This window comes from Bradyrhizobium oropedii (assembly GCF_020889685.1).
Lineage (GTDB): Bacteria > Pseudomonadota > Alphaproteobacteria > Rhizobiales > Xanthobacteraceae > Bradyrhizobium > Bradyrhizobium oropedii.
Map to the genome: position 1 here is coordinate 1 of NZ_JACMYO010000049.1, position 19,913 is coordinate 19,913.

Here is a 19,913-nt window from a genome sequence, read left to right on the forward strand (position 1 = left end):
CTTTCCGGTCTGCCTCGCGCGGGCCGCGGCTGCAGCCTGTTCGGCTTCCTGGCGCCGGGCATCGTTGGCTTCGCGCTGCGCGGCAAGGCGCGCCTCCTCCGCCTTTCGACGCTCTTCATCGGCGGCGCGCTGCGCGGCGGCCGCTTCCTCTTGCCGCTTGCGTTCGGCCTCGCGAGCAACCCGCGCTTCTTCTTCGCGCCGCCGCCGCTCCTCCTCGGCCTTTCGGTCGAGATAGCGCTTGGCCCGAGCCTCGATCTGCGCCTGTACGTCGGCGCAGCGCTTTTTCATCAAGTTGAAATACGAGTCGACCACGCGGCCGGCGTCGAGGTACGGCGCCTTGGTGTCTTCGCGGCGGGCCTCCGCGCGCTTGACCTCGTTCATCAGGCCCCGCACGGCTTCGCGGGCGGCGGAGATGTCTTCCTCGTCCTCAAACACCGGCGGCAAATCGTCGGCCACCTTCAGCGCGGTGGCGACCGCGGTTTCCAGATAGTCGAAGTCTTTCGCTAGCTGATCGGCGGTGATCAGCGGTTCGGCATTGGTGCTCTGCTGCACGGGCAGCGCTTTTGCTGTCGAGGCCATATCAGCGTCCCTTCAGGATTTTGACCATTCGGAAGCTGGTCGGGTTGACGTAATAGCCGTCACGGTCGGTGGTCTTGTTCGACAGCATCCGGCCGTCAGGCAGCAGCGCGAGCGCGGCGTCCTTCATCTTTTCGTTGATGACCGCCTTGGCAGTCTTTTCGCTGCTCTCGGCCTGCTTCTTGGCCTCGCGAGCGCGTTCCAGGCTGACAACCGCATCGCCGATCTCGTTGTCGCCGGAGAGGTCGATCTGCTTGCCGTTGTCCTTCGGGTAGAGCGACGAGATCAGCCGCCCGTCGCGGGCGTAATCCGGCGGGTACGGTCTGCTGTGCTCGACGTTGCGCCAGAACTGGTCGACCTCGACCCTGATGCGCTCGAACACGCCGTCGTGGATCGGGATCGGCACGATCGGCAGCTCCACGCCGAAGCCGACGACCATCGGCGCCACCGCGGCCCAGACGCGGCCGGTCAGCTTCGTCTCGAGGATCGCCTGGACGACGATCCAGAGCGGCGGCTCAACAAGACCGCTTTCGGCCCTCCATTCGCGGCGAAAAACGCCTGGCTCGACGCTCTTGACTTGCACGATGCCGGGCTCGCCCTTCTCGTTGGTGGCGAACACGTCAGGCGTGGCACCGATGCGCGCGGCTGGGTCGCGGTAGTAGTAGCCGATTGGATACTCCTCGACCGTCCAGTCCGGCCGATCCTCGCGCAACATCTGGACGGCGACCGGCTCCAACAGCCGCCCGCGGCGCATCGGCCCGGTCTCCTCCGGATCCTCGACGATCTCGCCCTTCTTCAGCAGGTAGAGGCCGTAGGCCGTGGAATATGGGTGGACGCCGAGCAGCGCGCCGGCAACCGACGCCGTGACATCCTGCTTCCGCAGCGCAAGCCACTGTTCGCGATCCTCGATCGCAATGCGTTCAATTGCCATTGGGAACCTCCCTCGCGATCTGTTCTCTGATCCAGCTGACGAGCTGCTTCCGCTCGTGCTTGCGGCGGCCGTCTTCCATCACGCCGGTGTTGGCGTCGACCAGATCCAGAAGCGGACCGAGCGCGGCAACGTCCTTGCTGAGGCGCGCGATCTTGATCCGCTGGAAGATGTTTTCCTCGACCGGCGGTGCGAGCAGCTCAAGCTCGGCGAACAGCCAGGTCGTGCGGAGAAAGAACGGCGGCTGGTCCTTGCGCCCGGCATCCTGATCCTGCTCGGCGAGGATCGCGGTTGCTGTCGTGAGCATGCGGCTGAGCGTGGACATCAGCGGCCTCCCCACGTTGCATCAGGATTATTGGCGTCCGCCTTGATGCGAGCCTCGATACGCCGCAGCAGCGCGCCGAGCACAACATTTGCGATGCCGGCAGTGTCGATCACGATGCCGAACTTGCGGAATACCGATCGGACACGACGGCAGACTTCGACGACATCGCGCGGCGTTCCGCTGCACGCTGAGCACAGCGGCTTGCTATGGGCTTCGACGCGGACCCAGAAGCACCCTTCCTCGCAGGCGTTGTGCTCGGTGCAACCGCAGACGCGGCAGGCTGGCTTGGATGATTTGCGGGTCATGACAGGTACCCGCGATGTTCGACGGAGCTGAAGCGCCGCTCGCGCACTGGCGGCAGTGTCGGAACGTCGCCGTGGATCGGCTCGAGCGCGGGAGCGGACTTCACCGGCCGCATCCAGACCGCGACCTTGCGCATGGCGTGCTCGTACCCGAGCGTCCAGGCGATGACGGAGAGCGGCCCGCCGATGAGGCCGGCGCCGATCAGGATGCCGGTGATGATCGGGTGTTCGATGCTGAACAGGATAGCAGCGGCGATCATGAAGCCCTCCCGGCGCGCAGTAGCTCGTCGCGGGCGTTCTCTTGGCGGCGCCGCTCGATGTTGGCGTCGTCCATGGGGCAACCATCCTGGTTGCGTTCGCGGCAGTAGCCGAAGCCCGCGCAAGCCAGCGGCGATCGGCAGCGGCTGAGGCAGCGGAAATCGTTTGCCATCACCAGCCTCCTGCACCGTGCTTGTCGCGTTTGTGCGCCTCGAGTCCCCTCTCGGTGCGACAGAGTTTCCCGCAGTGGCACTCGAAGGGCTTGCGCAGCCTTGCGGCCGCGCGACGTTCGCGGTTGTGACGTTCGGCCTGCCGCTCGCGGCCGACCACGCGCTTGACCGACCGCAGTGTCCGGGGCGACATGTCGCAGCTGGAGCAGCGCTGCGGATGACCGACGCCGTCTTCGTCGATCAGTTCGCCGCACCCTTCGCAAAGGATGCCTTCGAGCATCATTTCGGCGATCTCGCCCATCAGGCCGCCCTCGCCTGCTCGTCCGCGAGTGCGGCGCCGATGATGTTTTCGATGGCGGTGAGGTTCGCCTCGAGCGAGACCGCCCGGTCGTGGCGGTAGGAGCCGAGATCGCGGCCGTTGGCGGCGATCAGCCAGTCCTTCGCGACGGGGCAGTACGACGCGCCGCCGACGTGCTCGAAGCCGCGATAGGCCTGCACGTTGTGGCAGGTGTTGAACATGCCGAAATTGCGTTCGAACCGGACCGGGAGCTGACCCGGGCGGGTTTCGACGGCCGGGGTGTAACCCCTGCCGGACAGCGGGGCGTTGCCCCTGACGTTCTGTGGTGTGGTGCGCATCGAACCCTCCCAAGGTCTGATTGGGAAGGTATTGCGGTTACAGAACCGCGTCAACTCTTTTTGCGGTTATTGAACCGCTTTTATTTTTTTTGCCGGGGTCGCGCGCGCGTACGTTTCCCCTGAATCACTACCCGTAAAGGACGGTGCCTAAAGCACCGTCCTAGTACGAGGATATAGTAGTAGTTTATTCTATATGGGTGCAAAAGCCGGGCCACCCAGCCGCTTGAGGCGGCCGGGACCAGGCATTTCGTCTCCGGATCAGGATAAAAATATCGGCCCGAACCCGGCCGCCACGGTGTCAGCGAACCGCGGTACTAGGCGACCGGGCACAGGCGATAGCGGAAATTTGGCCGATAACCGACCGCGGCGGCGCATAGACCGATTCGCCCATGACGCTGGTGGTCAGATCCTTGAATCGGCCCCTGCAGTCGAACCAGAGCCTGCGCAAATTGTCGGGGCGATACTGCTGACCGTCCTCGACGATATACGCGATGATGTCCGCGGCGCCGGTGTTGTAGGCTGTGATCGAGTTCAGATCGATCTTGTAGCGCGCGCCGTTGTCGGCCTCGACGGTGTGCCAGTCCGGTTTCTTGGTCTGGGCACTCGCGCTGGCCGCGGTCAGCACCAGCACCGCAACCGCGGCGGCGCGTCTCACTGCGGCCTCATGTCGATCACCCTCGCCGCCCACACGATCGCGATGTTGGCCATCGGCGGCTCGGTGTTGGAGATCAGCACGTATTCGCCGTCCTGCCGTTTGATCTTCTTCACGACGACGCGGTCATCGGCGAGACCGACGACGCAGAGCTTGCCGATCAGATCCGGTGTCACCGGAGAGCGGATGTCGTTGTAGAAAACCAGCCACCGGTCGAACAATTCGCCAAGGCTGTCACCGCGGACTTGCAGGCATTGCGTCTGCTCGGTCGCGCCTGGCGGAGCGGCGACGCGGTCGAGCTCTCCGGCCGGCAACGGGATGAACACCGCCTGCGCGCCGGCGCTGACATAGCCCGCGATCGGGACCGTCTTTCCCTCGACGGCGGGCGCGAGAACTGCCTCGCTCTCGAGGTGAACGCCGGCCTCGAAGTTGATCACGTACTCAGCCCCCTCCTCCCGGAGCAGCCATTGCGGGCTTGTCATCAGGCCGCGGGCGAGTTTGTCCATCGTCTCGACCCGGAAGCCGGACTGTCTCCTGTTCGTGACCTGCTTCCGAATCGTCCCGATCGCGTCCTCTGGCAGACCAGCGCGCAGCGACGCGGCGCGGTCGCTCAGCTTCTTCTTGCCCGCAGGTGCCAGCGCCTTCAGGCGCCGATCTATCCGCGACAGAACTGATTTCGCATCGGTTTTTGCCATGCGGTTTTTGTACCGTGCCGAATGCCACGGGTCTGCGGTGCTAAAACCCGCAGAACACCATTGACAGTTGCGGTTATTGAACCGCATATCTTGGGGATGAGAATCACCGAGCAACTGTTGGCCGTCACCGATGCCTATTGCGCGGCAACCGGCCTTTCGACCTCGCGGGTCTCCACGCTGATCTTCAACGACGGCAAGCGCCTCGACGCGATCAGGGAGGGCAAGGACCTCTACACCAGTCGGTTCGAGCACGCGATGCAGTGGTTCTCGGACCGGTGGCCCGATGACGGCAAGTCCTGGCCACTTGGCGTGCCGCGACCCGCGCCGACGCCAGCGCAGTCCGCCCACCAGCCCGAGGCCGCGCAATGAAGAAGCTTGTTGTTCCATTCATGCGCGAACCATCACGCCGAGCACCGGCGAAAGCAAATTCGGTGGCTGTAGCGCCCTTCGTGAAAGACGAAGAGCTCTTCGGCGTTTTTGATAAAATCGTGAGCATTCTCAGGCGGTGGTGGCCGAAGAAAACCGCCGCGCATGTTGCCCACATTGCCAACGTTTCGGAGCGCGCCGTGCAGTTCTGGCTCGCGCGCGAGACCGGGCTTTCCCTTGAAAACGTGATCGCCCTCCTCCGGTCGGATGCCGGGTACGACGTGCTCGAAGCCGTCATGGGCGACAGCGACGCCGAATGGTGGGTCACCACCAGGAACGCGTACGAGTTGCGGGTCACCCGCAAGCAGATCGAAGCCGCGCAGCGGAAGCTCAACGCCGTCAGGCAGCGGCAGATGGACCTATTCGACCAAGCGTAAGCATCACGTGTGCGGCACCGCAGCGCTTCTGCGGTCAGGACTAGCAGGCGTGATCAGGCAGCTTCTCATCAACGGTTCGACCGCGCTGTCGCAGCGTTTCGTTCGCTGCGCGGTGTTCTGGTCGGACGTCGCGGAGGCGCTGAACCAGCGCGAGCCGCTGTCACGCGTGCGAAAAAGGAATGGGCAGGATGCTGGGCGAGTGGACCGTTGATCGCGTCGAGCGATTGAGGAAGCTTTGGGCAGATGGCTACAGCGCTTCAGAGATAGCGAACGAGCTGGGCAACATCTCGCGCAGCGGTGTGCTCGGCAAGGTCACTCGCTTGAAGTTGCCGCCTCGATATGACGAGGCGGAGCGGCTTCAGCGCAGCATCAATGGCGCAGCCAGACGCGAGCGGCAGGCGGCGATCGCCGCGACGCCGTCGCCAGAGCCGACACCGCCAAAGAATATCGATCCGCCGGCACCGCCGCCTCGCCCGAAACCCGGCAAGATTGCAGCCGTTTCGCTGGTGCCAACCTATTTCAAGAAGCCCGCGCAGACCGAGCAGCGGGCCCCTCGCCCGCATGTCGTGGCAGACCCGGCGGCGCTGACCGCGAAAGGCGTGAAGCTCGACGAGCTGACGAACATCACGTGCCGCTGGCCGATGGGAGATCCCCACGACGAGAGCTTCATGTTCTGCGGCGAGCTGTCGGCAAACCTCGAAGATAAGCGGCCGTACTGCCCGTTCCATTCCAGGCGCGCGGTCGACCGCACCGGCACCATCCGCAGCGCGAGCGTGTCGAAGCACGCCGCCGCTGCCCAGTAGCTTTCAACCAGAGGAGCCAATGATGGCACGAAGGAAGAGTGAAGGCGGAAGTACCAAGAGCAGCGCCGCATCATCGGCGCCGCGGCAGACACTCGAGGAGCTGACGGACGATCAGCGATATTCGCTGCTCGAGCAGCACCGGCAGAAGCACGAACGTCTGCTGGCAGCAAAGAAGGAAGCCGACGCTGCGCTGCGCAATCACGGTAAGATCATCAAGGCCGATCTCGGCGCCAACGGCATGGCGCAGATCAAGTGCTTGATCGAGGCCTCGACGCCCGAAGGCGAAGCCGCGATACGTGCCAGGATTCAGCAGGATGCGCAGGTGCTGCGATGGCTTGGTGTTCCGATCGGACGCAATCCGACATGTTCCCCTCCGACGACCGAACTCCCCTCGCCGATCGCGCCTTCAATGAGGGTAAGCGTCAGGGTCTTGCAGGCGAGAGCTGCAATAATCCCCACCACGTCACCACCGAAGCGCACCGCCGGCACAATGACGGCTATGCAGTCGGCCAGGAGCAGCTCGCGTCCAAGGGCTTCAAGAAGCTCGATGGCGAGGATGATGACGAAGAAGGCGACGGCCGGCCGCGAGGTTCGTTCACCGATCAGGTGCGCGACCAGAATGACCGCGTGCAGCAGGCGATCAAGACCGGCACCGTCGACCAGCTCGGCACTCCGTCGCGGGCCAGTGCCGCGGCCGACAGCCTCGCCGCGCACTGAGGCCTCGCCATGCAGAAGCGCGGGACCATCCTTGCTCTGGACGTTGCCAGCAAGACCGGCGTCGCCTTCGGGCGACCCGGTGAGGTCCCGCGCCTGCAGATCGTCGACTTCCGCGGCCCGGGCGAACTAATCGGCCTTTATGCCCGCGCCGTCGAATGGATGGCAAGCCAGCTGCGCGACGAGCCTCCTGACCTGGTTGCCATCGAGCGCGTCGTGCCGCCGTCCGGCGCCAAGGGTTTCACCAATCACGAAACCACGATGATCACCATCGGACTGTTCGGGATCCTCTGCGGCATCACGCATTGCAAAGGCATCACTCTGGTGCCAGCCGCGATCAGCACCTGGCGAAAGCACTTCATCGGCAAGGGCAACTATCCCGGCGAGGTCGCCAAGCGGATGTCGGTCGATCGCTGCCGCGTGCTGGGTTGGGACGCACCTGATCATAACGCTGCTGAAGCAGCGGGAATTTGGGACTGGGCTGGACAGACCTTCATGGGGAATTCCCCGGAGGTCCTGCATCTGTTTGGGGAGAAGAAGCGTGCCTGATCAGGGGGAGCCGACTTTTGCCGAGATCGCGGTGGCGCTGACACTGCTCAAGATCAAGGCCGGCATGGACGTCGAGAAGACAAAGCTGATCGCCGAGCGGATCGGTCTTTCGCGGATGGGCTATGAGCTGATCGTGCCCGCCCTCGAGCGTGACCTCGCACTCGTCGAGCGCGCGATGGAACTGTTCCAGGAGATGTCCAGCGTCGAGCCGCAAATTCGCGCAGTGCTGGAGCGCAAGAAGAGCGGCTCATGGTTGAAGACAATCATGAGGACCGCAGCACTATGACTGAGCTCGTCAGGATATCCGGCGCCACCTTGAGGGCGCGACTGGTCGGCAAGACCCTTTCCGATATCGACCGCAAAGAGAAGCCGCAGCTCTTCTGGATTGCGATATCGGCGCTGCGCGTGGATGAGCGGTACCAGCGCAAGATCATCGGCCGCACATCCGAGAAAAGCGTGCTGTCGATCGCCGAACACTTCTCCTGGGCGAAGTTCGCGCCCGTCATCGTTGCTGAGGTCAGCGGCGCAGACGGCCTCTATGCGATCATCGACGGCCAGCACCGCACCACGGCGGCCGCGCTGCGTGGCATCCGCGATGTGCCTTGCCTGGTCATGAAGGCAGACTTCGCGGAGCAGGCCAACGCCTTCGCTGCGATAAACGGCAGCGTCACAGCGATCTCGACAATGCAGCTCTACCACGCCCGCGTCGCCGCCGGCGAGGCCGACGCCACAGCATTCAAGGAGGCCTGCGACGAGGCTGGCGTCACCGTCTGCCGATATCCGGTGGCCGCCAAGGATATGACGGTCGGCCAGACCGTTTCGCCAGCGCGGCTAGAGACCCAGCTGAAGCGCTATGGTCGCGCGACTTTCGTCGCGGCCCTGCGCTGCATCACCAAAACCACGGACGGAAACATCGGGATGGTGCGGGCTCCAGTCGTCGAAGCCCTTTGCACTGTGCTGAACGGCGAGCCGACATGGGGAGGAAGCGACGAACGGCTCATCGCCGCGATGCAGACCTTCGACTTCTTCGAGGCTTATGCCCAAGCACGGGTCCGCGCGCTGGAAGAGCGCTGCGGCGTGCACGTGCCTCTCGTCGAGATCATCGGCGAACATCTCGAGAAGGCGTTTGTCACTCAACAATGACGATCTTGCGGACCAAAGATGGAGCGCTGACGGAGCGCGTGGCGCGCCGGTTGCTCGGCGCACCGTCCGGCCTTGAGCCGGAAAAGGGACAGGTCCGCTTCGGAGACATCGTCGTCAACATCAAGACCGGCCGGTATTTCGATTTCGAGGATGAGACCAGCGGCACACACATCGAGCTGATCCAGCGGTTCAAGAACCTGCAGAACGGTCAGGCCGAGAAATGGCTGAAGGAGAACATCACCGACGCGGCGCCGGACCCGCTGCCGGATGACATGCAAGCCGAGCGCGCGCTGATCGGCATGCTGGCGATGCAGCCGGCGCTGATGGCCGCGATCGAGGAAGAGGTCACGATCGACGGCTTCGCCGAACCGATCCACAAGCAGCTGTTTGCCGCGATCGCCGATTATCCCGGCGAGACCGACAAGCCGGTCAGCGTCAAATATCTGATGGATGCCGCCGGCGGCGATCCGCTCTATCCGGTGTTCGAGGGCTATCCCCTCGCCCGCTATGTCGGCATCTTGATCGCCCAGGCGCCGATGGCGCCGGACGCCGCGCATCTCGCCCGTACCATCGCCACACAGATCCGCACGCTTGCCAATCGCGAGGGCGATCTTGACGACGAGTACGACCTCGAGCCCGAGCCGGCTCCCTTCGTGTCGCGGTTCGGCGGCATCGCCTTCGAGCAGCTCGACGAGCCCGGGCCCGAGCATGAATTTCTGGTCGACGACCTGATGACCGTTGGCGACAAGAGCGTGATCGGCGGCGAATCCAAGGCCGGCAAGTCGTTCCTCGCCACACACATGGCGGCGTGCATCGCCACCGCTCGGCCGTTCTTCGGGCACAAGATCCTCAAGCCAGGCCTCGTCGTCTATCAGGCCGGTGAAGGTGCCAAGGGCGTCAAGAAACGGTTCAGGGCATGGCGACAGCATTTTGGCGTGCCAGCCGGCCGCATCCCGCTCTACCTGCTGCAGTCCAAGATCGACATCTTCAGCCACGAGGGCGACACCGCCGCGCTGATCGAGGAGATCGCCGGCATCGAGCAGCTCTACGGCATGCCTGTGATGGCTATGTTCATCGACACGCTGGCGAAGGCCACGGGCCTTGCGGACGAGAACTCCGGCCGTGACATGGGAATGGTCATGGCGAACATCGACAGGATATCCGGGGCCTTCCCCGGCTGTCACGTCTGCCTGGTCCATCATATGAATGCCGGCGGCACGAAGCTGCGCGGACACACCTCGATCTATGCCAACATCGACCAGGTCATGCTGGTCTCCAACGATCCGGAGACCAAGGTCCGCACCGCACTGCTCGACAAGCAGAAGGACGGCGAGGACGGCACCAAGATCCTGTTCGAGCTGCTGCAGGTCGAGCTCGGCCGCCGCGCCAGCGACGGCAAGCCCATCACTTCCTGCGTCACTCTGCCGATCGGCGGCAAGCTCGAGCTGAAGCTCGAAGGCAAGGCCAAGGATCGCACCATCAGCCTGACCAGCCAGCAGAAGAACATCCTGACCGCGCTGAAGGATGCGCTGGCCGAGCATGGCGAGCCGACCCCGGAGAAGCTGAAGCTGCCGCGGGCGATCAGCACCGTGGTCCAATACAAGCATTGGCGCGACGCCTATGCCGCGATCGCCGCCGATGCCGAGGAGGCCTCGATCAAAAAGGCGATGACCCGCGCCGGCGAGCGCCTCTATGCGCTGGGTATCATCGGAAAGGTCAACCCTTACGTCTGGCTCACTGGCCGCGCCACCGTCGAGACCCCCCTCGACATGGCGCGCGGGGACTTCGGATCGGCCGACACGGTCCCCTCTCAGGAAGAGTTCCCGGAGACATGATCGTGTCCCTTTTGTCCAAAATGTCCCCGGAGGACAAAATCATCGGCGCCGCAAATGGCTGAAAAACCGCGTAAATCAAAACCGGGGGACAAAATGGACATTAGGGACATTGACCTCACCTTGTCCAAAATGTCCCCGGCTCAGCAGGCAGAGCTGGTGCATCTCGTCGAGCAGGAAGGTGATGCCGGTCTCCGCCGGCAGGTGCTCGGCGCTCTCGGTTGGGGCGCGTCGGCGCCGCCGCGCCCGGGGCGCGATGTTCCGCGCGATCTGCCGCCCCAATGGACGCAGATCCATGTCCTCGATCGCCTCGAGGAGGCCTTCGCGGTGCTGACCTCCCTGCCCGCGCGCACTAGGCCGAAGCAGTTCGGCAACGGCATGCCGACACCGGTTCAGGAGCGACCGTCGCTAAAGGACCTGCTCGATATGGCCGACGCCGGCGAGAGCTTCGAGGACAAGCGCAACCGCGTCCGTCTGGCGCCGACCACCGCGCAGATCACCAGGATGGATCAGGCGCTCCGCTGGCCGTTCGAGCACCTCGCCGATCAGCCGGACCTGGCGCGTGCGCTCAGCCTGCGCGCGATGTGGGCGGCGATGCGCGTCGATATCCGGAAGCGATGCGAGCAGCGCCACATCAACCACGAGTATTTTCAGTTGGAGTGGCAGCGAGGTTTGAAGACCGTCACCGAGCGGCTCATTGCGCGCAAGCTGCCGGTGACGTGAGCTAATCCCCCGCCTTCACATTCAGGTCTTTCCGCACAATCTCGCGGAGGTCTTCCACAGCCTTGCGATTATGGTCCCGCATAGCCTGCAGGAACGAGAGATTATTGTCATCCGAAACGACGAAAGCGTTTTTATAGGCTTCAAACCTTTTGCGAAAAGCGTCGGACAGGATCCAGGATTCGGAGGCGATTCGCCTGGCAATTGCTGCGTTGGACTCGCGGGCACTGCTTTCCTTGCTCTCCCTCACCCACTTAACATTATCATCAGCAAACTTGAGCGAACCAATCTCGTCGTTGAGCCAGCGATCCAAATCATGAAACGCTTCGAAAATTGTAGTGTATGCCGCCGCGCGGCGCTCCCAAGTCTTCTCGTCGCGGAAGCGATCTAGCGCGAACCGCGCGGCGAGCCATGAACCGACGAACGCGGCTGCCGCAGATGAAATTGCCGGGAGTAAATCGGTCATTGTGCAAGCCTCCGCCTGATCTCCTCGATCAGCATCGAGCGCAGTATCGCCGTCGCGATCACGCCGCCCTTGAAATCTACGCCGAAGCGCTGAGATGCCACTGCCGCGCCGCGCAACATGTCGGGGCCGGGATTGTGTTCGAGGGAGGCAAGCTTGAGCAGATCGAGCTGGGCCGCAACCGGGCCGCTGGGTCCGGCCCCGGTCTCCCATTTCCGCCACGTGTCGGCGCCGTTCGCCGGCGCCATGCCGACGATCTTTGCCATGTCGGCGACGGAAAGCCGCCGGCCGATCGCGTTGCCGAGATCCTCGCGGATGTCCTTGAGCTCGTCGCCGGTCATGCTTGCGAAACCGGCGGATTTGCCCGCAAATACGACGCCCTCGCAACCGGCTCGACCTGGTCGTGGGCGGCCTTGAGTACGCGGATCAAATCCTCGGATGTCGGCACCCGCTTAAAGCCAGTCGTCGCGTATCTGAAATCGTGAGACCGATGGAACGGGTCAAGCCAGTCGACGAAAAGATCGAAGTCTGTCGTTGGAGAGGCAAAGCCGAGTGCTTTGGCCCGCACAAGGCTATCATTCAATTTGTGACCCAATCCCTTTAGCTCGGCCTGGTCGCCTCCAGAAGCAAGGATGTATGACTTCAGGATCAGTTCAAGCGAATGACAAAAGAGGTAATAGCGCGGACCGAATCCTTCGGTGTCTGAGAGTGATCCTGCCGCCTTTGCGAAAGACGAACTGTCATAGGCGAATCTGACTGATAGCTGCTCGTTTGTTGGGGCTGAGTTGATGTTCATCGCTTGATCTTCCAATCCTGCGCCTTCCTGTCTTCTTCGGTGCGCACCGTACAGATTCCCGGGTCGAAAGTCTCCCCGCAGTCCTCGCAGATACACAAGGCGATCGCCGGTACCGCGGCGTGGACCCCAGGCCGAAACCGGATGCCCCGGCGCCAGCACATGCGAGCCTGATAGAACGCGATCGCGACCCGCAGGCCTCGGCCGATGTTCGTCGGCCTCGTCTTGATCGAGACCGCCGGCGCCCGCACCACCTCGCCGTCGGCGAAGGTCACCACCAGGCTGTCGGTCCGGATCGCGAACGAGCTGGTCTTGTCGACCGGGTAATCGTGCCAGACCGGCGCCGGCAGCGCCGATGTCACTTTTTGCGTTAACGTTCGAGGTGCAGGCATCAACGCGCGCTTCAGCTTCAGCGCCGCGCCGTGCCAGTCCGGCCGATCGGACGCGGCCTCGCGCTCGAAGGCTGCAAGAGCCTCCTCCGCGGCCGCTCTCGAACTTTCCGATTTCTGCGGAAAGTTGCCGCCCGGCGTCCAGCCTTGCGCACGCCGCGTTTTCCATGCCTTGCGCGCCGCGGCCGTGCGCCGTGCAGCCAGATCGTCGACCGGGGCCAGTGCGTTCGTCATGTCAGCCCCTCGAAAAGCGGCAATTGGACCGGATTGGTCGGCCGTGGGGCGGCCTGCTCGATCGCCGGGGTTTCCGGTGCGGCCGATGGCGGATCGGCCTGGGTCCCTGCTTTTGGCCGCTTGGGGTGCAGGATGGCGGCGAGCGTTGGGGTCGAGATCCACGTTTCGAGCGACAGCGTGTTGCCGTGGATCACGTCCGCCGATATGTGGCAGAGGTTCATCTGCAGGTATGCGGCGCAATGCGCCTGATAGTCGATATCGACCAGCGTCCAATGGACCTGGCGCGCGAGATCGAACTGATATTCCCGCAGCACCTCGCAGGCCGCCAGCGCCATGCCGCCGACCCCGCACGCCGGTTCCTGAAACGTGATGTAGCTCTGCCCCGATCGCTGGAAGGCATCCATCGGCTCCTCAATGATCATCGCCGCCATCATCTTGGAGGCGTGATACGGCGTGAAGAACTGGCCGAGTTGCGCGCTCGATGCCAGCTCGCCGAAGATCGGACCGATGAAGTCCACCGGCTCGGCCTCGAGCGCGAGCACCAGCGCGCCGAACATGTGCGACAGGTCTGTCATGGTCTCGATCGGATGCCGGCACCGCTTCACGATGCGCATGTACTCGGCTTCGTTCTTGTCGTGCTCCTCTTGCCGATGCACGAGCGTCGCGCCGCGCATCGATCGAAACGTCGCATCGAGCCAATAGCTGATGGCCTCGTGATCGCGCCAGCCTTCGCGGCGTGTGACCTGGTTCAGGTGATCAATCAGCTGATCACGCGCAGGTCGGTGCGCGTCGGTATTGAGCAGGACAGCAGAGCGCTTAACGGACATTGCCGCGCTCCGCTTGATCGATTGCGGCTAGAACCGGCGCCAGCCACGCATCAGACAAGGCCGAGTTTCGGGTGATGGATTTGAGCGCCGCGAGCATGGCGGGCGCTGCGGCGAACAACCGCGCATAGTCGCCGGCGTCGTTCATGCCGGGGCTCACCGTCGCGACGTGATAGCCATCGGCAGCGACCTTCACCGCCGCATAGCCGCCGCGCCTCTCTGCGCGCAGCGGCGTGGACAGGATGCGTTCGAGCGATGTCATCGCAGCACCTCGAGCGCGCGCGTTGCATCGCGGCCGCCGTCTGGCATGACGATCGACTTGGCCTCGTCGTTGATCTTTTCAGCAAGCGCGATGTTGCGGCGGATGATGCTGGCGATGACGTCGCGCTTGGCGTCGCGCGCGCCGATGGCCTTGCGATCGAACGTCAGGCGGTCGACCGTGATCGCGATCAGCTTGGAATAGGAGAACAGGCGGACGAGCCGCGGGCCGCAGTCCAGCACCACATAGCGGCGCATTCCGCAGCCGACCGCGTGGTGATTGATGTTGAGATCGACCACCGGCTTGCTCTCCCGGAAGGCCGTCGGCGGCGTCTCGATGCCGCGATTCAGGGTTTCGAGATCGGCGCGCGCGGCGTCACGGGCCCGGCGTGTTGCCCACGCTTTCTGTGCGGCGGACATTTCCTTGACGGGTTCAGCGAGCATCGCGCCCTCCCGTCAGGGCCTGGAATTGATCGGCCGGCAGCTCGAGCACGAACGCCGTGAAGTCCTTCAGGTTGAAGCTCTCGACCTGGCGCGCTGCGCGGAAGGCGAGATTGAGCGGATGGTCTGACCAGAACGAGCGAGCTGCGGCCGCGCGGCGGGCGCCCTCCTGCTCGGAATAGACCCGATCGCCGGGCCGAATGTCGGATAGCTGTCGCATCGATATGATCCTTCGGAAGGCGGGGCGATGCCCCAAGGGGAAGAGCGGGAGCGGCTTGCGGCCGCCCCCGGGGATGGATCAGGCCGCGGCCATTTCCATGATGCGCGTCGCCGCGCAGTCGATCGCGTGACGGTCCGAGGCGTTCGGCATGTCGCGGGCGATCTCGGTCAAGCCGCCGGCATAGCCCCACACCGTGTTGGGCGCGCCGTACCAGTCGACCCGCTTCTCGGCGAGGTCATAGGCCTGCCCGGCCAGCGTCTTCGTCAGCGACGGCACCTTCAGCTTGAAGATGGCGTCAAGAACGTCGTCCTTCTTCGCGCCGATGACGTGACGCCGGCACCGCTCGACCTTCAGCTCGTCGTCGGCGGCCGAGGCCTCGGCGTATTTCTTGACCTCGACCGACATCATGTCGAAGGCTTTCGACGACTGATCGCGGCCGATGTGAATGATCTTGGCTTCCGCGATGTCCTGCGCGCCCCAGACCCGATGATTGCCGCAGACGTATTCGTACCAGAACGTCATGATGCCGAACGCCGCATCACCGACCTCGCTGTTCCAGCAGAAGAAGCCGCGGGACAGGCCACCGCCCGGCCCCTTCTCGAAAATCCGCCGCTCGTTGTCGACGAGGAAGGCGAACATGTCGCGATCGCCGAGGTAGAGGCCACGGGAACCATCGAACGCCGCCGGCGCTGGCTGCCACGGGCCGGTGGCTTCGAGCTCGAGCAGGCGCGCGGTGATGTCGGCGTTCCAAATGCGGCTGTACTTGTCGGAGGTGATCGCGCGCGCCACCGGCGCCACGCCATTGCTGCCGAGGAGCAGCTGCGCGCCCTTCTCGTCGGTGCCGGCCTCGGCAAGTCCGTGGTTCAGGCAGTCGGCCGCGAGCTTCGCCGGGAGGTTCTTCAGGTAAGCGGTCGGAGCCGACGCGCGGCTGGCAAGCTGGCTGAAGGACCAGTTCGTCAGCGCCGCGGCCGGGACATCGCGACCGGCGTGCAGCACCAGCTCGGAGCCCTGAGCCGCAACGCGCAGCGCGTTGGTCTTGATCTCCTCGACGATGGCCGAGGTCTTGAAGCTGGTCGCCGCCTGATGCATCGCCTTGAGCGATCCGAAGCGCTCATCGGCGGGACGGCTGGACCACTGCGAATTGGCTTGGGTGAGGGTAGTCGACATTTGCACGTTTCTCCGTGTGCGTTGGCGGGGCGTTGCCCCATGTGGTGGAAGGTGCTGGCGCTTTCCATTGGGCGGCCATTACGACCGCCCAAGGCGAAAGCGTCAGTGAACGCGCTGCAGGATCGCCAGCGCAGCGACGCCAGCAGCCACGATGCTGCCGAGGCGGATGGTCATCGAGGACTTCAGGTTGTCGAGGGCGAGAGCGAGATCAGCCTTCGTGACGAGTTCGTTCATGACGAATTCCCGGGCAGCTTCCGCATGGGCGTCGGCCTCTCTGCGGGCAACACCTGCGTCCTGCAGGTGCTTCGAGTAGCCGAGGGTATCAAAAGCGAAGGCCATGGTCACATTCTCCGTTGTGGACGTGGGGCGATGCCCCGCTGGAATGAGGTTATAAAACCGCATTTTGGTCTGAGCCGCAAGTCTTTTTCTCCACAAAATCAGCTATTTATTTGATTTCGTGTTCTCATTTTGTTTCACGTGAAACAGCGGTTATTTACCCTGACGGGGTAGAACGTCGCCATGGGCAAACGGGATGAGCTGGTGCGGGCCTATCTGGGCGCGCTGGATGTCCGGCCGGTGCTGATCCACGCCGGGCCGAATGGTTGCCCTGCCCTGATCGGGCTCGAGCAACAGCGCAAATTCGATCTCTTCGACGCGTTCTGGTTCGCCAAGCCGCAGCATGCCGAGCTGGTGCTGATGCGCGTGCAATCCGACTTCCGCGACATCGGCGCCGAGCGGCCACAAGGTTGGGTCGACCTGCCGGTTCGCCAAGTCCGCGACCGCCTGGTGAATGCCGCCGCCGAACTCGGCGCCCGATGGCGAACTCTCGCCGTCGTCAAAGCCGATGCCGAGCGCGCAGTCGATGAGGTGCTCGTCCATGTCGAAAAGTCGCGCCAAGAGGGTCGGCTCAAGGACGTCAATGCGCGGTACAAAATCCACCGCGAGCAGCAGGCCGCAAAAGGCGAAAAGTCGATCCCCTATTCGGCCTATCTGGCCGACTTCACAAGGCAGCTCGTCGTGCTCGCAGCCACGAATGCAGACCAGCGTCGCGATGCCGAACGACTGCGCGGGTTCTCTCATGACGACCTGCCGAAGAGCGGACATTCGGGCTGGGACCGATCGAATAGGTATCGTCGCCGATCCGACTCATTGAGCGAGTGACCGAAAATCTCGGGGACATTTCCGGGGACATTCGCTCGAAAATCGAAATGTCTCTTTTGTCCCTCGGAATTTTCTTCGCTCGATTTTTCAGCGTGTTACGCGCCGCCCGCATCGAAATGTCCCCGAAGCCCCATTGACAGCTATCAAAATGTCCCCGCTTCTACGCGCGCAGACGTGATGGGCGAACTCTGCCCGAGACGAGGGAAGCGAGCCTTCAAGGCGAGCGCTTCCCCTCCTCACTCTCCCCAAACACAGAATCCCTTCTCTACCGCGCGAACCGGTGCCGACATGCTGCGCGCCTGACGGCGCCGCATTGCCCACTTTGTCCCTGATGTCCCCGGCCTTCTTTCACCCGCTCTTAACGCGAGACATTCCGCGCATCTGTCCCAGGCGCTGATGCAGCTCCTTCTCAGTGTTGTTCGCGTAATGCCTCGCATCGTCGATATGTCCATCTGCCAGCGTCCGACCAACGTAGTCGAGATAGTGCAGCAGCATATTCCCGCGATCTGGCAGGGTCATGATTTCGTCGGGCGGCGCCCATATCCCGGATTTTCCGGTGCGGATGAGGAGCGATTTTAGTTCTGGCACCAGGTCCTCAATGCAGGATGGCCACGGATCTGAAGTCGAAAGGCGGCCGGCGATGGCCGCAGTGAGTTGCATTAGCTGCAAGCCGATCTGTCGCCATTCGCGATACAGCTTTTCTCTGCTGGGCTTGAGGCTGTCGATCCACAGCCCGAGGGTCACACCGGCGACGAATGTCACCGAGGGCCAGAACAACCAGTGATGCGTCAGCGACGCTACCAAGCTGACCGCCCAGCTCCAGGCTTTGGTGGGATCGTCGATATAGCCGTTCCTTTCGGCCCACCTCTCGACGGCCTTCGAAATCAGGCCGCTGAGGCCCAACGCGACCACCAACCAAGCGAAAAACTTCTTCATTCCCGTCCCCTCCCAAAGGGCGACGGAAAATACCGGCTGCTCGGCGGCCGAACAACCATTGGAACCAGCTTATGCCCCGTCATTTCGGCGTGCGCCAAGGCGCCCGCGACTATTGGGCCGACCACAACGGCGAGCCGGAATCGCCGTGGCCGGTGTTGCTGATGGTCGTCGGCGTGCTGGCCGCCCTGGTGCTCGCGATCTTTTTGGTGTGACCTATGGCAAAGCCGCAGCAGCAGAAGCCAACCGGCCAGCCCGTCATCACCGACGAGACGCGCAAGGTCGCCGATCTACGCTCCGACCCGAAGAATGCCCGCCGCCACTCCGAGGCGCAGATTTCGCAGATCGTCGCCTCGATCGAGCGGTTCGGCTTCGTCGACAAGCTGATCATCCGGCCCGACGGTCAGGTGATCGGCGGCCATGCCAGGCTGGAAGCGCTCAAGCGCATGGGCCGCGACACCGCGGACTGCCGCGTCGTCGCCGGGCTGACGGAATCCGGCTACAAGGCGATGGGCATCGCGCTCAATCGCATCCCGGAGAACTCGCGCTGGGATGACGACATCCTGCGCGACGTGCTCCTCGAAATTCAGGACGACGGCGAGAACGCGCTGTCGCTGGGCTTCGGGCCCGCCGAGCTGAAACGGATCCTCGACGAGCCGACCGAGCTCGAGGTCAAGGAGATCGAGACCGGCCCGGTGCAGGACGAATTCTGGATCAGCGTCCGCGGGCCGCTGGATCAGCAGGCCAACGCCCTGCGCGCGCTCGAAGCCGCGATGAAGCCCTTCGCCGGCATCAGCGTCGAGCAAGGCACGATCAATATCGGATGAGATCGGGTGTCATACCCGTTCTTGGAGAACAAACCGAGCGCGCGCGAGCTGCCTGACACAGACCAGGCCGTCGCCGTCTGTGAACTGACGATACCGAGGCGGCCGCAAGGCGCTTCGCGAAAGCTTGCGCACCACTGCGGCCGGCACCGCCTTAGGGCCCGCCGGCCGCTTTCATTTCCATCATGAGGCGAACAGCAGATGTCAGGCGTCCGCATCACCGGCACGGTCAAGTTCTTCAACGACGAAAAGGGATTCGGCTTCATCCGCCCCGATGATGGCGGCGATGAAGTCTTCGTGCACCGCACCGATCTCACCGGCACGCTCAACGAGCTGGCGACCGACCAGAAGGTCAGCTACGTGCTGGTCGACTCGAACTCGAAGAAGGGCAACGGCAAGAAAGCGGCGCAAGTCGCGCTGGCCTGATCCGTCGTGTCCCTCCGCAACAAGAACAACGCGGTCAAGACCGACAACAACCCGCAGGCGTTCCGCGCAAAGGTCGCGATCCGCCGCAACGTCCTCGACGCCGTCGGCCGCGGCGCCGGCGTGTTCGATGCTTTCGCCGGATCAGGCGAGATGTACTCGGCAGTGTGGAAGGACGCCAAGCACTACACCGGTTGCGATCAGAAGCCTCAGCGCGATGGTCGACTGCTCTTCTGCGCCGACAACCGCCGCGTCATGCGCGCGATCGATCTCAGGCCGTTCTCGGTGTTCGACTTCGACAGCTACGGGTCACCGTGGGTTCAGGCGATCATCTTGGCCGACCGGCGCCGCGTCGCGCCGGGCGAGCTGCTCGGCCTGGTGCTGACCGAAGGAGCCGGCTTCGCCTACAAGTCCAACATCGTGCCGGAGGCGATCGCGATCCTGACCGGCTTGCGGACCGGGATCGTCGGGCTGTCGAAGAAGCAGGACGCGGTGATCGACAAGGCGATCGCTGGCCTTGCGCGCCGGATGAATTGCTCGGTGGAGAAGCGCTGGCAGGCCGAAGGTCGGACCGGCGCCGCCATGCGCTATATCGGGCTGGTGCTGAAGGGAAAAGGATGACGATCAAAGAGCTGCTTCTACAAATGGCGGCATCAGGCAATATTGCTGCGATCGTG

36 protein-coding genes are annotated in these 19,913 nt (G+C 63.7%); 14 read left to right on the top strand and 22 right to left on the bottom strand.

All coding sequences use genetic code 11. The annotated features are described in order from the left end of the window. The 10 genes from H8A95_RS15770 to H8A95_RS15815 form a co-directional block, all read right to left on the bottom strand. Positions 1–579, bottom strand: a 579-nt coding sequence (locus H8A95_RS15770; protein ID WP_229183940.1) for a hypothetical protein, incomplete at its 3' end; no start/stop codon positions are given. A gap of 1 nt (position 580) precedes the next feature. Beyond that, positions 581–1,507, bottom strand: coding sequence for a YqaJ viral recombinase family nuclease (locus tag H8A95_RS15775; protein WP_229183941.1), 927 nt, complete (start codon positions 1,505–1,507; stop codon positions 581–583). Continuing rightward, positions 1,497–1,829 carry a hypothetical protein gene (locus H8A95_RS15780; RefSeq protein WP_229183942.1) on the bottom strand — a complete coding sequence of 111 codons (333 nt, stop codon included), beginning with the start codon at positions 1,827–1,829 and terminating at the stop codon, positions 1,497–1,499. Before H8A95_RS15780 ends, H8A95_RS15775 begins: the two co-directional genes overlap by 11 nt. Further along, entirely contained in the window at positions 1,829–2,134 is a 306-nt protein-coding gene (locus H8A95_RS15785) for a hypothetical protein (RefSeq protein WP_229183943.1), read from the bottom strand. Before H8A95_RS15785 ends, H8A95_RS15780 begins: the two co-directional genes overlap by 1 nt. After that, positions 2,131–2,391 carry a hypothetical protein gene (locus H8A95_RS15790; RefSeq protein ID WP_229183944.1) on the bottom strand — a complete coding sequence of 87 codons (261 nt, stop codon included), beginning with the start codon at positions 2,389–2,391 and terminating at the stop codon, positions 2,131–2,133. Before H8A95_RS15790 ends, H8A95_RS15785 begins: the two co-directional genes overlap by 4 nt. Next, complete coding sequence (locus H8A95_RS15795; RefSeq protein WP_229183945.1) at positions 2,388–2,561, bottom strand: hypothetical protein; 174 nt, start codon at positions 2,559–2,561, stop codon at positions 2,388–2,390. Before H8A95_RS15795 ends, H8A95_RS15790 begins: the two co-directional genes overlap by 4 nt. Beyond that, positions 2,561–2,860 carry a hypothetical protein gene (locus H8A95_RS15800; RefSeq protein WP_229183946.1) on the bottom strand — a complete coding sequence of 100 codons (300 nt, stop codon included), beginning with the start codon at positions 2,858–2,860 and terminating at the stop codon, positions 2,561–2,563. The genes H8A95_RS15795 and H8A95_RS15800 overlap by 1 nt, the downstream gene beginning before the upstream one ends. Then, complete coding sequence (locus H8A95_RS15805) at positions 2,860–3,195, bottom strand: hypothetical protein (RefSeq protein ID WP_229183947.1); 336 nt, start codon at positions 3,193–3,195, stop codon at positions 2,860–2,862. Before H8A95_RS15805 ends, H8A95_RS15800 begins: the two co-directional genes overlap by 1 nt. Positions 3,196–3,493: 298 nt before the next feature. Next, positions 3,494–3,850 carry a hypothetical protein gene (locus H8A95_RS15810; protein WP_229183948.1) on the bottom strand — a complete coding sequence of 119 codons (357 nt, stop codon included), beginning with the start codon at positions 3,848–3,850 and terminating at the stop codon, positions 3,494–3,496. After that, on the bottom strand, positions 3,847–4,656 hold the full coding sequence (locus H8A95_RS15815) for a S24 family peptidase (protein ID WP_229183949.1): 810 nt from the start codon (positions 4,654–4,656) through the stop codon (positions 3,847–3,849). The genes H8A95_RS15810 and H8A95_RS15815 overlap by 4 nt, the downstream gene beginning before the upstream one ends. A gap of 3 nt (positions 4,657–4,659) precedes the next feature. On the opposite strand from H8A95_RS15815, the gene H8A95_RS15820 reads away from it, so the two are divergent. The 10 genes from H8A95_RS15820 to H8A95_RS15865 all read left to right on the top strand — a co-directional run bounded on the left by H8A95_RS15820 (position 4,660) and on the right by H8A95_RS15865 (position 11,109). Beyond that, a complete protein-coding gene (locus H8A95_RS15820) occupies positions 4,660–4,911 on the top strand; it encodes a hypothetical protein (protein WP_229183950.1) in 252 nt (83 codons plus the stop codon). Continuing rightward, positions 4,908–5,345, top strand: coding sequence for a hypothetical protein (locus H8A95_RS15825; RefSeq protein ID WP_229183951.1), 438 nt, complete (start codon positions 4,908–4,910; stop codon positions 5,343–5,345). The genes H8A95_RS15820 and H8A95_RS15825 overlap by 4 nt, the downstream gene beginning before the upstream one ends. Before the next feature lie 49 nt (positions 5,346–5,394). Then, a complete protein-coding gene (locus H8A95_RS15830) occupies positions 5,395–5,556 on the top strand; it encodes a hypothetical protein (RefSeq protein WP_229183952.1) in 162 nt (53 codons plus the stop codon). Further along, positions 5,534–6,148, top strand: coding sequence for a GcrA family cell cycle regulator (locus H8A95_RS15835; protein ID WP_229183953.1), 615 nt, complete (start codon positions 5,534–5,536; stop codon positions 6,146–6,148). Before H8A95_RS15830 ends, H8A95_RS15835 begins: the two co-directional genes overlap by 23 nt. A gap of 363 nt (positions 6,149–6,511) precedes the next feature. Then, positions 6,512–6,865, top strand: coding sequence for a hypothetical protein (locus H8A95_RS15840; RefSeq protein ID WP_229183954.1), 354 nt, complete (start codon positions 6,512–6,514; stop codon positions 6,863–6,865). 9 nt (positions 6,866–6,874) lie between these two features. Then, entirely contained in the window at positions 6,875–7,411 is a 537-nt protein-coding gene (locus tag H8A95_RS15845) for a RuvC family protein (protein ID WP_229183955.1), read from the top strand. Next, positions 7,404–7,697, top strand: a complete 294-nt coding sequence (locus tag H8A95_RS15850; protein ID WP_229183956.1) for a hypothetical protein — start codon at positions 7,404–7,406, stop codon at positions 7,695–7,697. Before H8A95_RS15845 ends, H8A95_RS15850 begins: the two co-directional genes overlap by 8 nt. Continuing rightward, positions 7,661–8,554, top strand: a complete 894-nt coding sequence (locus H8A95_RS15855) for a DUF6551 family protein (RefSeq protein ID WP_229183957.1) — start codon at positions 7,661–7,663, stop codon at positions 8,552–8,554. The genes H8A95_RS15850 and H8A95_RS15855 overlap by 37 nt, the downstream gene beginning before the upstream one ends. A gap of 5 nt (positions 8,555–8,559) precedes the next feature. After that, positions 8,560–10,389: an AAA family ATPase gene (locus H8A95_RS15860; RefSeq protein ID WP_229183958.1), complete on the top strand. Its 1,830-nt coding sequence runs from the start codon at positions 8,560–8,562 to the stop codon at positions 10,387–10,389. Positions 10,390–10,509: 120 nt separating this feature from the next. Then, positions 10,510–11,109 carry a hypothetical protein gene (locus H8A95_RS15865; protein WP_229183959.1) on the top strand — a complete coding sequence of 200 codons (600 nt, stop codon included), beginning with the start codon at positions 10,510–10,512 and terminating at the stop codon, positions 11,107–11,109. A 1-nt stretch (position 11,110) separates the two neighbouring features. Here H8A95_RS15865 and H8A95_RS15870 read toward each other — a convergent pair whose 3' ends face one another. The 12 genes from H8A95_RS15870 to H8A95_RS15925 form a co-directional block, all read right to left on the bottom strand. After that, positions 11,111–11,572 carry a hypothetical protein gene (locus H8A95_RS15870; protein ID WP_229183960.1) on the bottom strand — a complete coding sequence of 154 codons (462 nt, stop codon included), beginning with the start codon at positions 11,570–11,572 and terminating at the stop codon, positions 11,111–11,113. Beyond that, positions 11,569–11,910 (bottom strand): helix-turn-helix domain-containing protein, encoded by a 342-nt coding sequence (locus tag H8A95_RS15875; RefSeq protein ID WP_229183961.1) that lies wholly within the window; start codon positions 11,908–11,910, stop codon positions 11,569–11,571. The genes H8A95_RS15870 and H8A95_RS15875 overlap by 4 nt, the downstream gene beginning before the upstream one ends. Then, on the bottom strand, positions 11,907–12,365 hold the full coding sequence (locus H8A95_RS15880) for a hypothetical protein (protein ID WP_229183962.1): 459 nt from the start codon (positions 12,363–12,365) through the stop codon (positions 11,907–11,909). Before H8A95_RS15880 ends, H8A95_RS15875 begins: the two co-directional genes overlap by 4 nt. Beyond that, positions 12,362–12,985, bottom strand: coding sequence for a hypothetical protein (locus H8A95_RS15885; RefSeq protein ID WP_229183963.1), 624 nt, complete (start codon positions 12,983–12,985; stop codon positions 12,362–12,364). The genes H8A95_RS15880 and H8A95_RS15885 overlap by 4 nt, the downstream gene beginning before the upstream one ends. Continuing rightward, the gene (locus H8A95_RS15890) at positions 12,982–13,812 is read right to left on the bottom strand and encodes an N-6 DNA methylase (protein ID WP_229183964.1); all 831 of its coding nucleotides are present in this window, start codon (positions 13,810–13,812) and stop codon (positions 12,982–12,984) included. The genes H8A95_RS15885 and H8A95_RS15890 overlap by 4 nt, the downstream gene beginning before the upstream one ends. Beyond that, on the bottom strand, positions 13,802–14,071 hold the full coding sequence (locus tag H8A95_RS15895) for a hypothetical protein (RefSeq protein ID WP_229183965.1): 270 nt from the start codon (positions 14,069–14,071) through the stop codon (positions 13,802–13,804). The genes H8A95_RS15890 and H8A95_RS15895 overlap by 11 nt, the downstream gene beginning before the upstream one ends. After that, positions 14,068–14,511, bottom strand: a complete 444-nt coding sequence (locus H8A95_RS15900) for a hypothetical protein (protein ID WP_229183966.1) — start codon at positions 14,509–14,511, stop codon at positions 14,068–14,070. Before H8A95_RS15900 ends, H8A95_RS15895 begins: the two co-directional genes overlap by 4 nt. Next, positions 14,501–14,728 (bottom strand): hypothetical protein, encoded by a 228-nt coding sequence (locus tag H8A95_RS15905; protein WP_229183967.1) that lies wholly within the window; start codon positions 14,726–14,728, stop codon positions 14,501–14,503. The genes H8A95_RS15900 and H8A95_RS15905 overlap by 11 nt, the downstream gene beginning before the upstream one ends. A gap of 78 nt (positions 14,729–14,806) precedes the next feature. Continuing rightward, positions 14,807–15,895 carry a hypothetical protein gene (locus tag H8A95_RS15910; RefSeq protein WP_229183968.1) on the bottom strand — a complete coding sequence of 363 codons (1,089 nt, stop codon included), beginning with the start codon at positions 15,893–15,895 and terminating at the stop codon, positions 14,807–14,809. Between the two features lie 102 nt (positions 15,896–15,997). Then, the gene (locus tag H8A95_RS15915; protein WP_229183969.1) at positions 15,998–16,234 is read right to left on the bottom strand and encodes a hypothetical protein; all 237 of its coding nucleotides are present in this window, start codon (positions 16,232–16,234) and stop codon (positions 15,998–16,000) included. Between the two features lie 150 nt (positions 16,235–16,384). Continuing rightward, on the bottom strand, positions 16,385–16,975 hold the full coding sequence (locus H8A95_RS15920; protein WP_229183970.1) for a hypothetical protein: 591 nt from the start codon (positions 16,973–16,975) through the stop codon (positions 16,385–16,387). A gap of 429 nt (positions 16,976–17,404) precedes the next feature. Beyond that, on the bottom strand, positions 17,405–17,992 hold the full coding sequence (locus H8A95_RS15925) for a hypothetical protein (RefSeq protein ID WP_229183971.1): 588 nt from the start codon (positions 17,990–17,992) through the stop codon (positions 17,405–17,407). A gap of 71 nt (positions 17,993–18,063) precedes the next feature. Here H8A95_RS15925 and H8A95_RS15930 point away from each other — a divergent pair, with 71 nt between their 5' ends. The 4 genes from H8A95_RS15930 to H8A95_RS15945 all read left to right on the top strand — a co-directional run bounded on the left by H8A95_RS15930 (position 18,064) and on the right by H8A95_RS15945 (position 19,857). Then, the gene (locus tag H8A95_RS15930) at positions 18,064–18,204 is read left to right on the top strand and encodes a hypothetical protein (RefSeq protein WP_229183972.1); all 141 of its coding nucleotides are present in this window, start codon (positions 18,064–18,066) and stop codon (positions 18,202–18,204) included. Between the two features lie 3 nt (positions 18,205–18,207). After that, complete coding sequence (locus H8A95_RS15935) at positions 18,208–18,816, top strand: ParB/Srx family N-terminal domain-containing protein (RefSeq protein ID WP_229183973.1); 609 nt, start codon at positions 18,208–18,210, stop codon at positions 18,814–18,816. A 198-nt stretch (positions 18,817–19,014) separates the two neighbouring features. After that, a complete protein-coding gene (locus H8A95_RS15940; RefSeq protein WP_229183974.1) occupies positions 19,015–19,239 on the top strand; it encodes a cold-shock protein in 225 nt (74 codons plus the stop codon). A gap of 6 nt (positions 19,240–19,245) precedes the next feature. Next, positions 19,246–19,857: a hypothetical protein gene (locus tag H8A95_RS15945; protein ID WP_229183975.1), complete on the top strand. Its 612-nt coding sequence runs from the start codon at positions 19,246–19,248 to the stop codon at positions 19,855–19,857. Positions 19,858–19,913 lie beyond the last annotated feature (56 nt).

What these genes read in the sequence shown, in the direction of transcription:
- H8A95_RS15775 (WP_229183941.1), bottom strand. Translation starts at nt 1,507, where the DNA reads ATGGCAATTGAACGCATTGCGATCGAGGATCGCGAACAGTGGCTTGCG.
- H8A95_RS15780 (WP_229183942.1), bottom strand. Translation starts at nt 1,829, where the DNA reads ATGTCCACGCTCAGCCGCATGCTCACGACAGCAACCGCGATCCTCGCC.
- H8A95_RS15785 (WP_229183943.1), bottom strand. Translation starts at nt 2,134, where the DNA reads ATGACCCGCAAATCATCCAAGCCAGCCTGCCGCGTCTGCGGTTGCACC.
- H8A95_RS15790 (WP_229183944.1), bottom strand. Translation starts at nt 2,391, where the DNA reads ATGATCGCCGCTGCTATCCTGTTCAGCATCGAACACCCGATCATCACC.
- H8A95_RS15795 (WP_229183945.1), bottom strand. Translation starts at nt 2,561, where the DNA reads ATGGCAAACGATTTCCGCTGCCTCAGCCGCTGCCGATCGCCGCTGGCT.
- H8A95_RS15800 (WP_229183946.1), bottom strand. Translation starts at nt 2,860, where the DNA reads ATGGGCGAGATCGCCGAAATGATGCTCGAAGGCATCCTTTGCGAAGGG.
- H8A95_RS15805 (WP_229183947.1), bottom strand. Translation starts at nt 3,195, where the DNA reads ATGCGCACCACACCACAGAACGTCAGGGGCAACGCCCCGCTGTCCGGC.
- H8A95_RS15825 (WP_229183951.1), top strand. Translation starts at nt 4,908, where the DNA reads ATGAAGAAGCTTGTTGTTCCATTCATGCGCGAACCATCACGCCGAGCA.
- H8A95_RS15835 (WP_229183953.1), top strand. Translation starts at nt 5,534, where the DNA reads ATGCTGGGCGAGTGGACCGTTGATCGCGTCGAGCGATTGAGGAAGCTT.
- H8A95_RS15840 (WP_229183954.1), top strand. Translation starts at nt 6,512, where the DNA reads ATGTTCCCCTCCGACGACCGAACTCCCCTCGCCGATCGCGCCTTCAAT.
- H8A95_RS15845 (WP_229183955.1), top strand. Translation starts at nt 6,875, where the DNA reads ATGCAGAAGCGCGGGACCATCCTTGCTCTGGACGTTGCCAGCAAGACC.
- H8A95_RS15855 (WP_229183957.1), top strand. Translation starts at nt 7,661, where the DNA reads ATGGTTGAAGACAATCATGAGGACCGCAGCACTATGACTGAGCTCGTC.
- H8A95_RS15870 (WP_229183960.1), bottom strand. Translation starts at nt 11,572, where the DNA reads ATGACCGATTTACTCCCGGCAATTTCATCTGCGGCAGCCGCGTTCGTC.
- H8A95_RS15875 (WP_229183961.1), bottom strand. Translation starts at nt 11,910, where the DNA reads ATGACCGGCGACGAGCTCAAGGACATCCGCGAGGATCTCGGCAACGCG.
- H8A95_RS15880 (WP_229183962.1), bottom strand. Translation starts at nt 12,365, where the DNA reads ATGAACATCAACTCAGCCCCAACAAACGAGCAGCTATCAGTCAGATTC.
- H8A95_RS15885 (WP_229183963.1), bottom strand. Translation starts at nt 12,985, where the DNA reads ATGACGAACGCACTGGCCCCGGTCGACGATCTGGCTGCACGGCGCACG.
- H8A95_RS15890 (WP_229183964.1), bottom strand. Translation starts at nt 13,812, where the DNA reads ATGTCCGTTAAGCGCTCTGCTGTCCTGCTCAATACCGACGCGCACCGA.
- H8A95_RS15895 (WP_229183965.1), bottom strand. Translation starts at nt 14,071, where the DNA reads ATGACATCGCTCGAACGCATCCTGTCCACGCCGCTGCGCGCAGAGAGG.
- H8A95_RS15900 (WP_229183966.1), bottom strand. Translation starts at nt 14,511, where the DNA reads ATGCTCGCTGAACCCGTCAAGGAAATGTCCGCCGCACAGAAAGCGTGG.
- H8A95_RS15905 (WP_229183967.1), bottom strand. Translation starts at nt 14,728, where the DNA reads ATGCGACAGCTATCCGACATTCGGCCCGGCGATCGGGTCTATTCCGAG.
- H8A95_RS15910 (WP_229183968.1), bottom strand. Translation starts at nt 15,895, where the DNA reads ATGTCGACTACCCTCACCCAAGCCAATTCGCAGTGGTCCAGCCGTCCC.
- H8A95_RS15915 (WP_229183969.1), bottom strand. Translation starts at nt 16,234, where the DNA reads ATGGCCTTCGCTTTTGATACCCTCGGCTACTCGAAGCACCTGCAGGAC.
- H8A95_RS15920 (WP_229183970.1), bottom strand. Translation starts at nt 16,975, where the DNA reads ATGAGAGAACCCGCGCAGTCGTTCGGCATCGCGACGCTGGTCTGCATT.
- H8A95_RS15925 (WP_229183971.1), bottom strand. Translation starts at nt 17,992, where the DNA reads ATGAAGAAGTTTTTCGCTTGGTTGGTGGTCGCGTTGGGCCTCAGCGGC.
- H8A95_RS15930 (WP_229183972.1), top strand. Translation starts at nt 18,064, where the DNA reads ATGCCCCGTCATTTCGGCGTGCGCCAAGGCGCCCGCGACTATTGGGCC.
- H8A95_RS15935 (WP_229183973.1), top strand. Translation starts at nt 18,208, where the DNA reads ATGGCAAAGCCGCAGCAGCAGAAGCCAACCGGCCAGCCCGTCATCACC.
- H8A95_RS15940 (WP_229183974.1), top strand. Translation starts at nt 19,015, where the DNA reads ATGTCAGGCGTCCGCATCACCGGCACGGTCAAGTTCTTCAACGACGAA.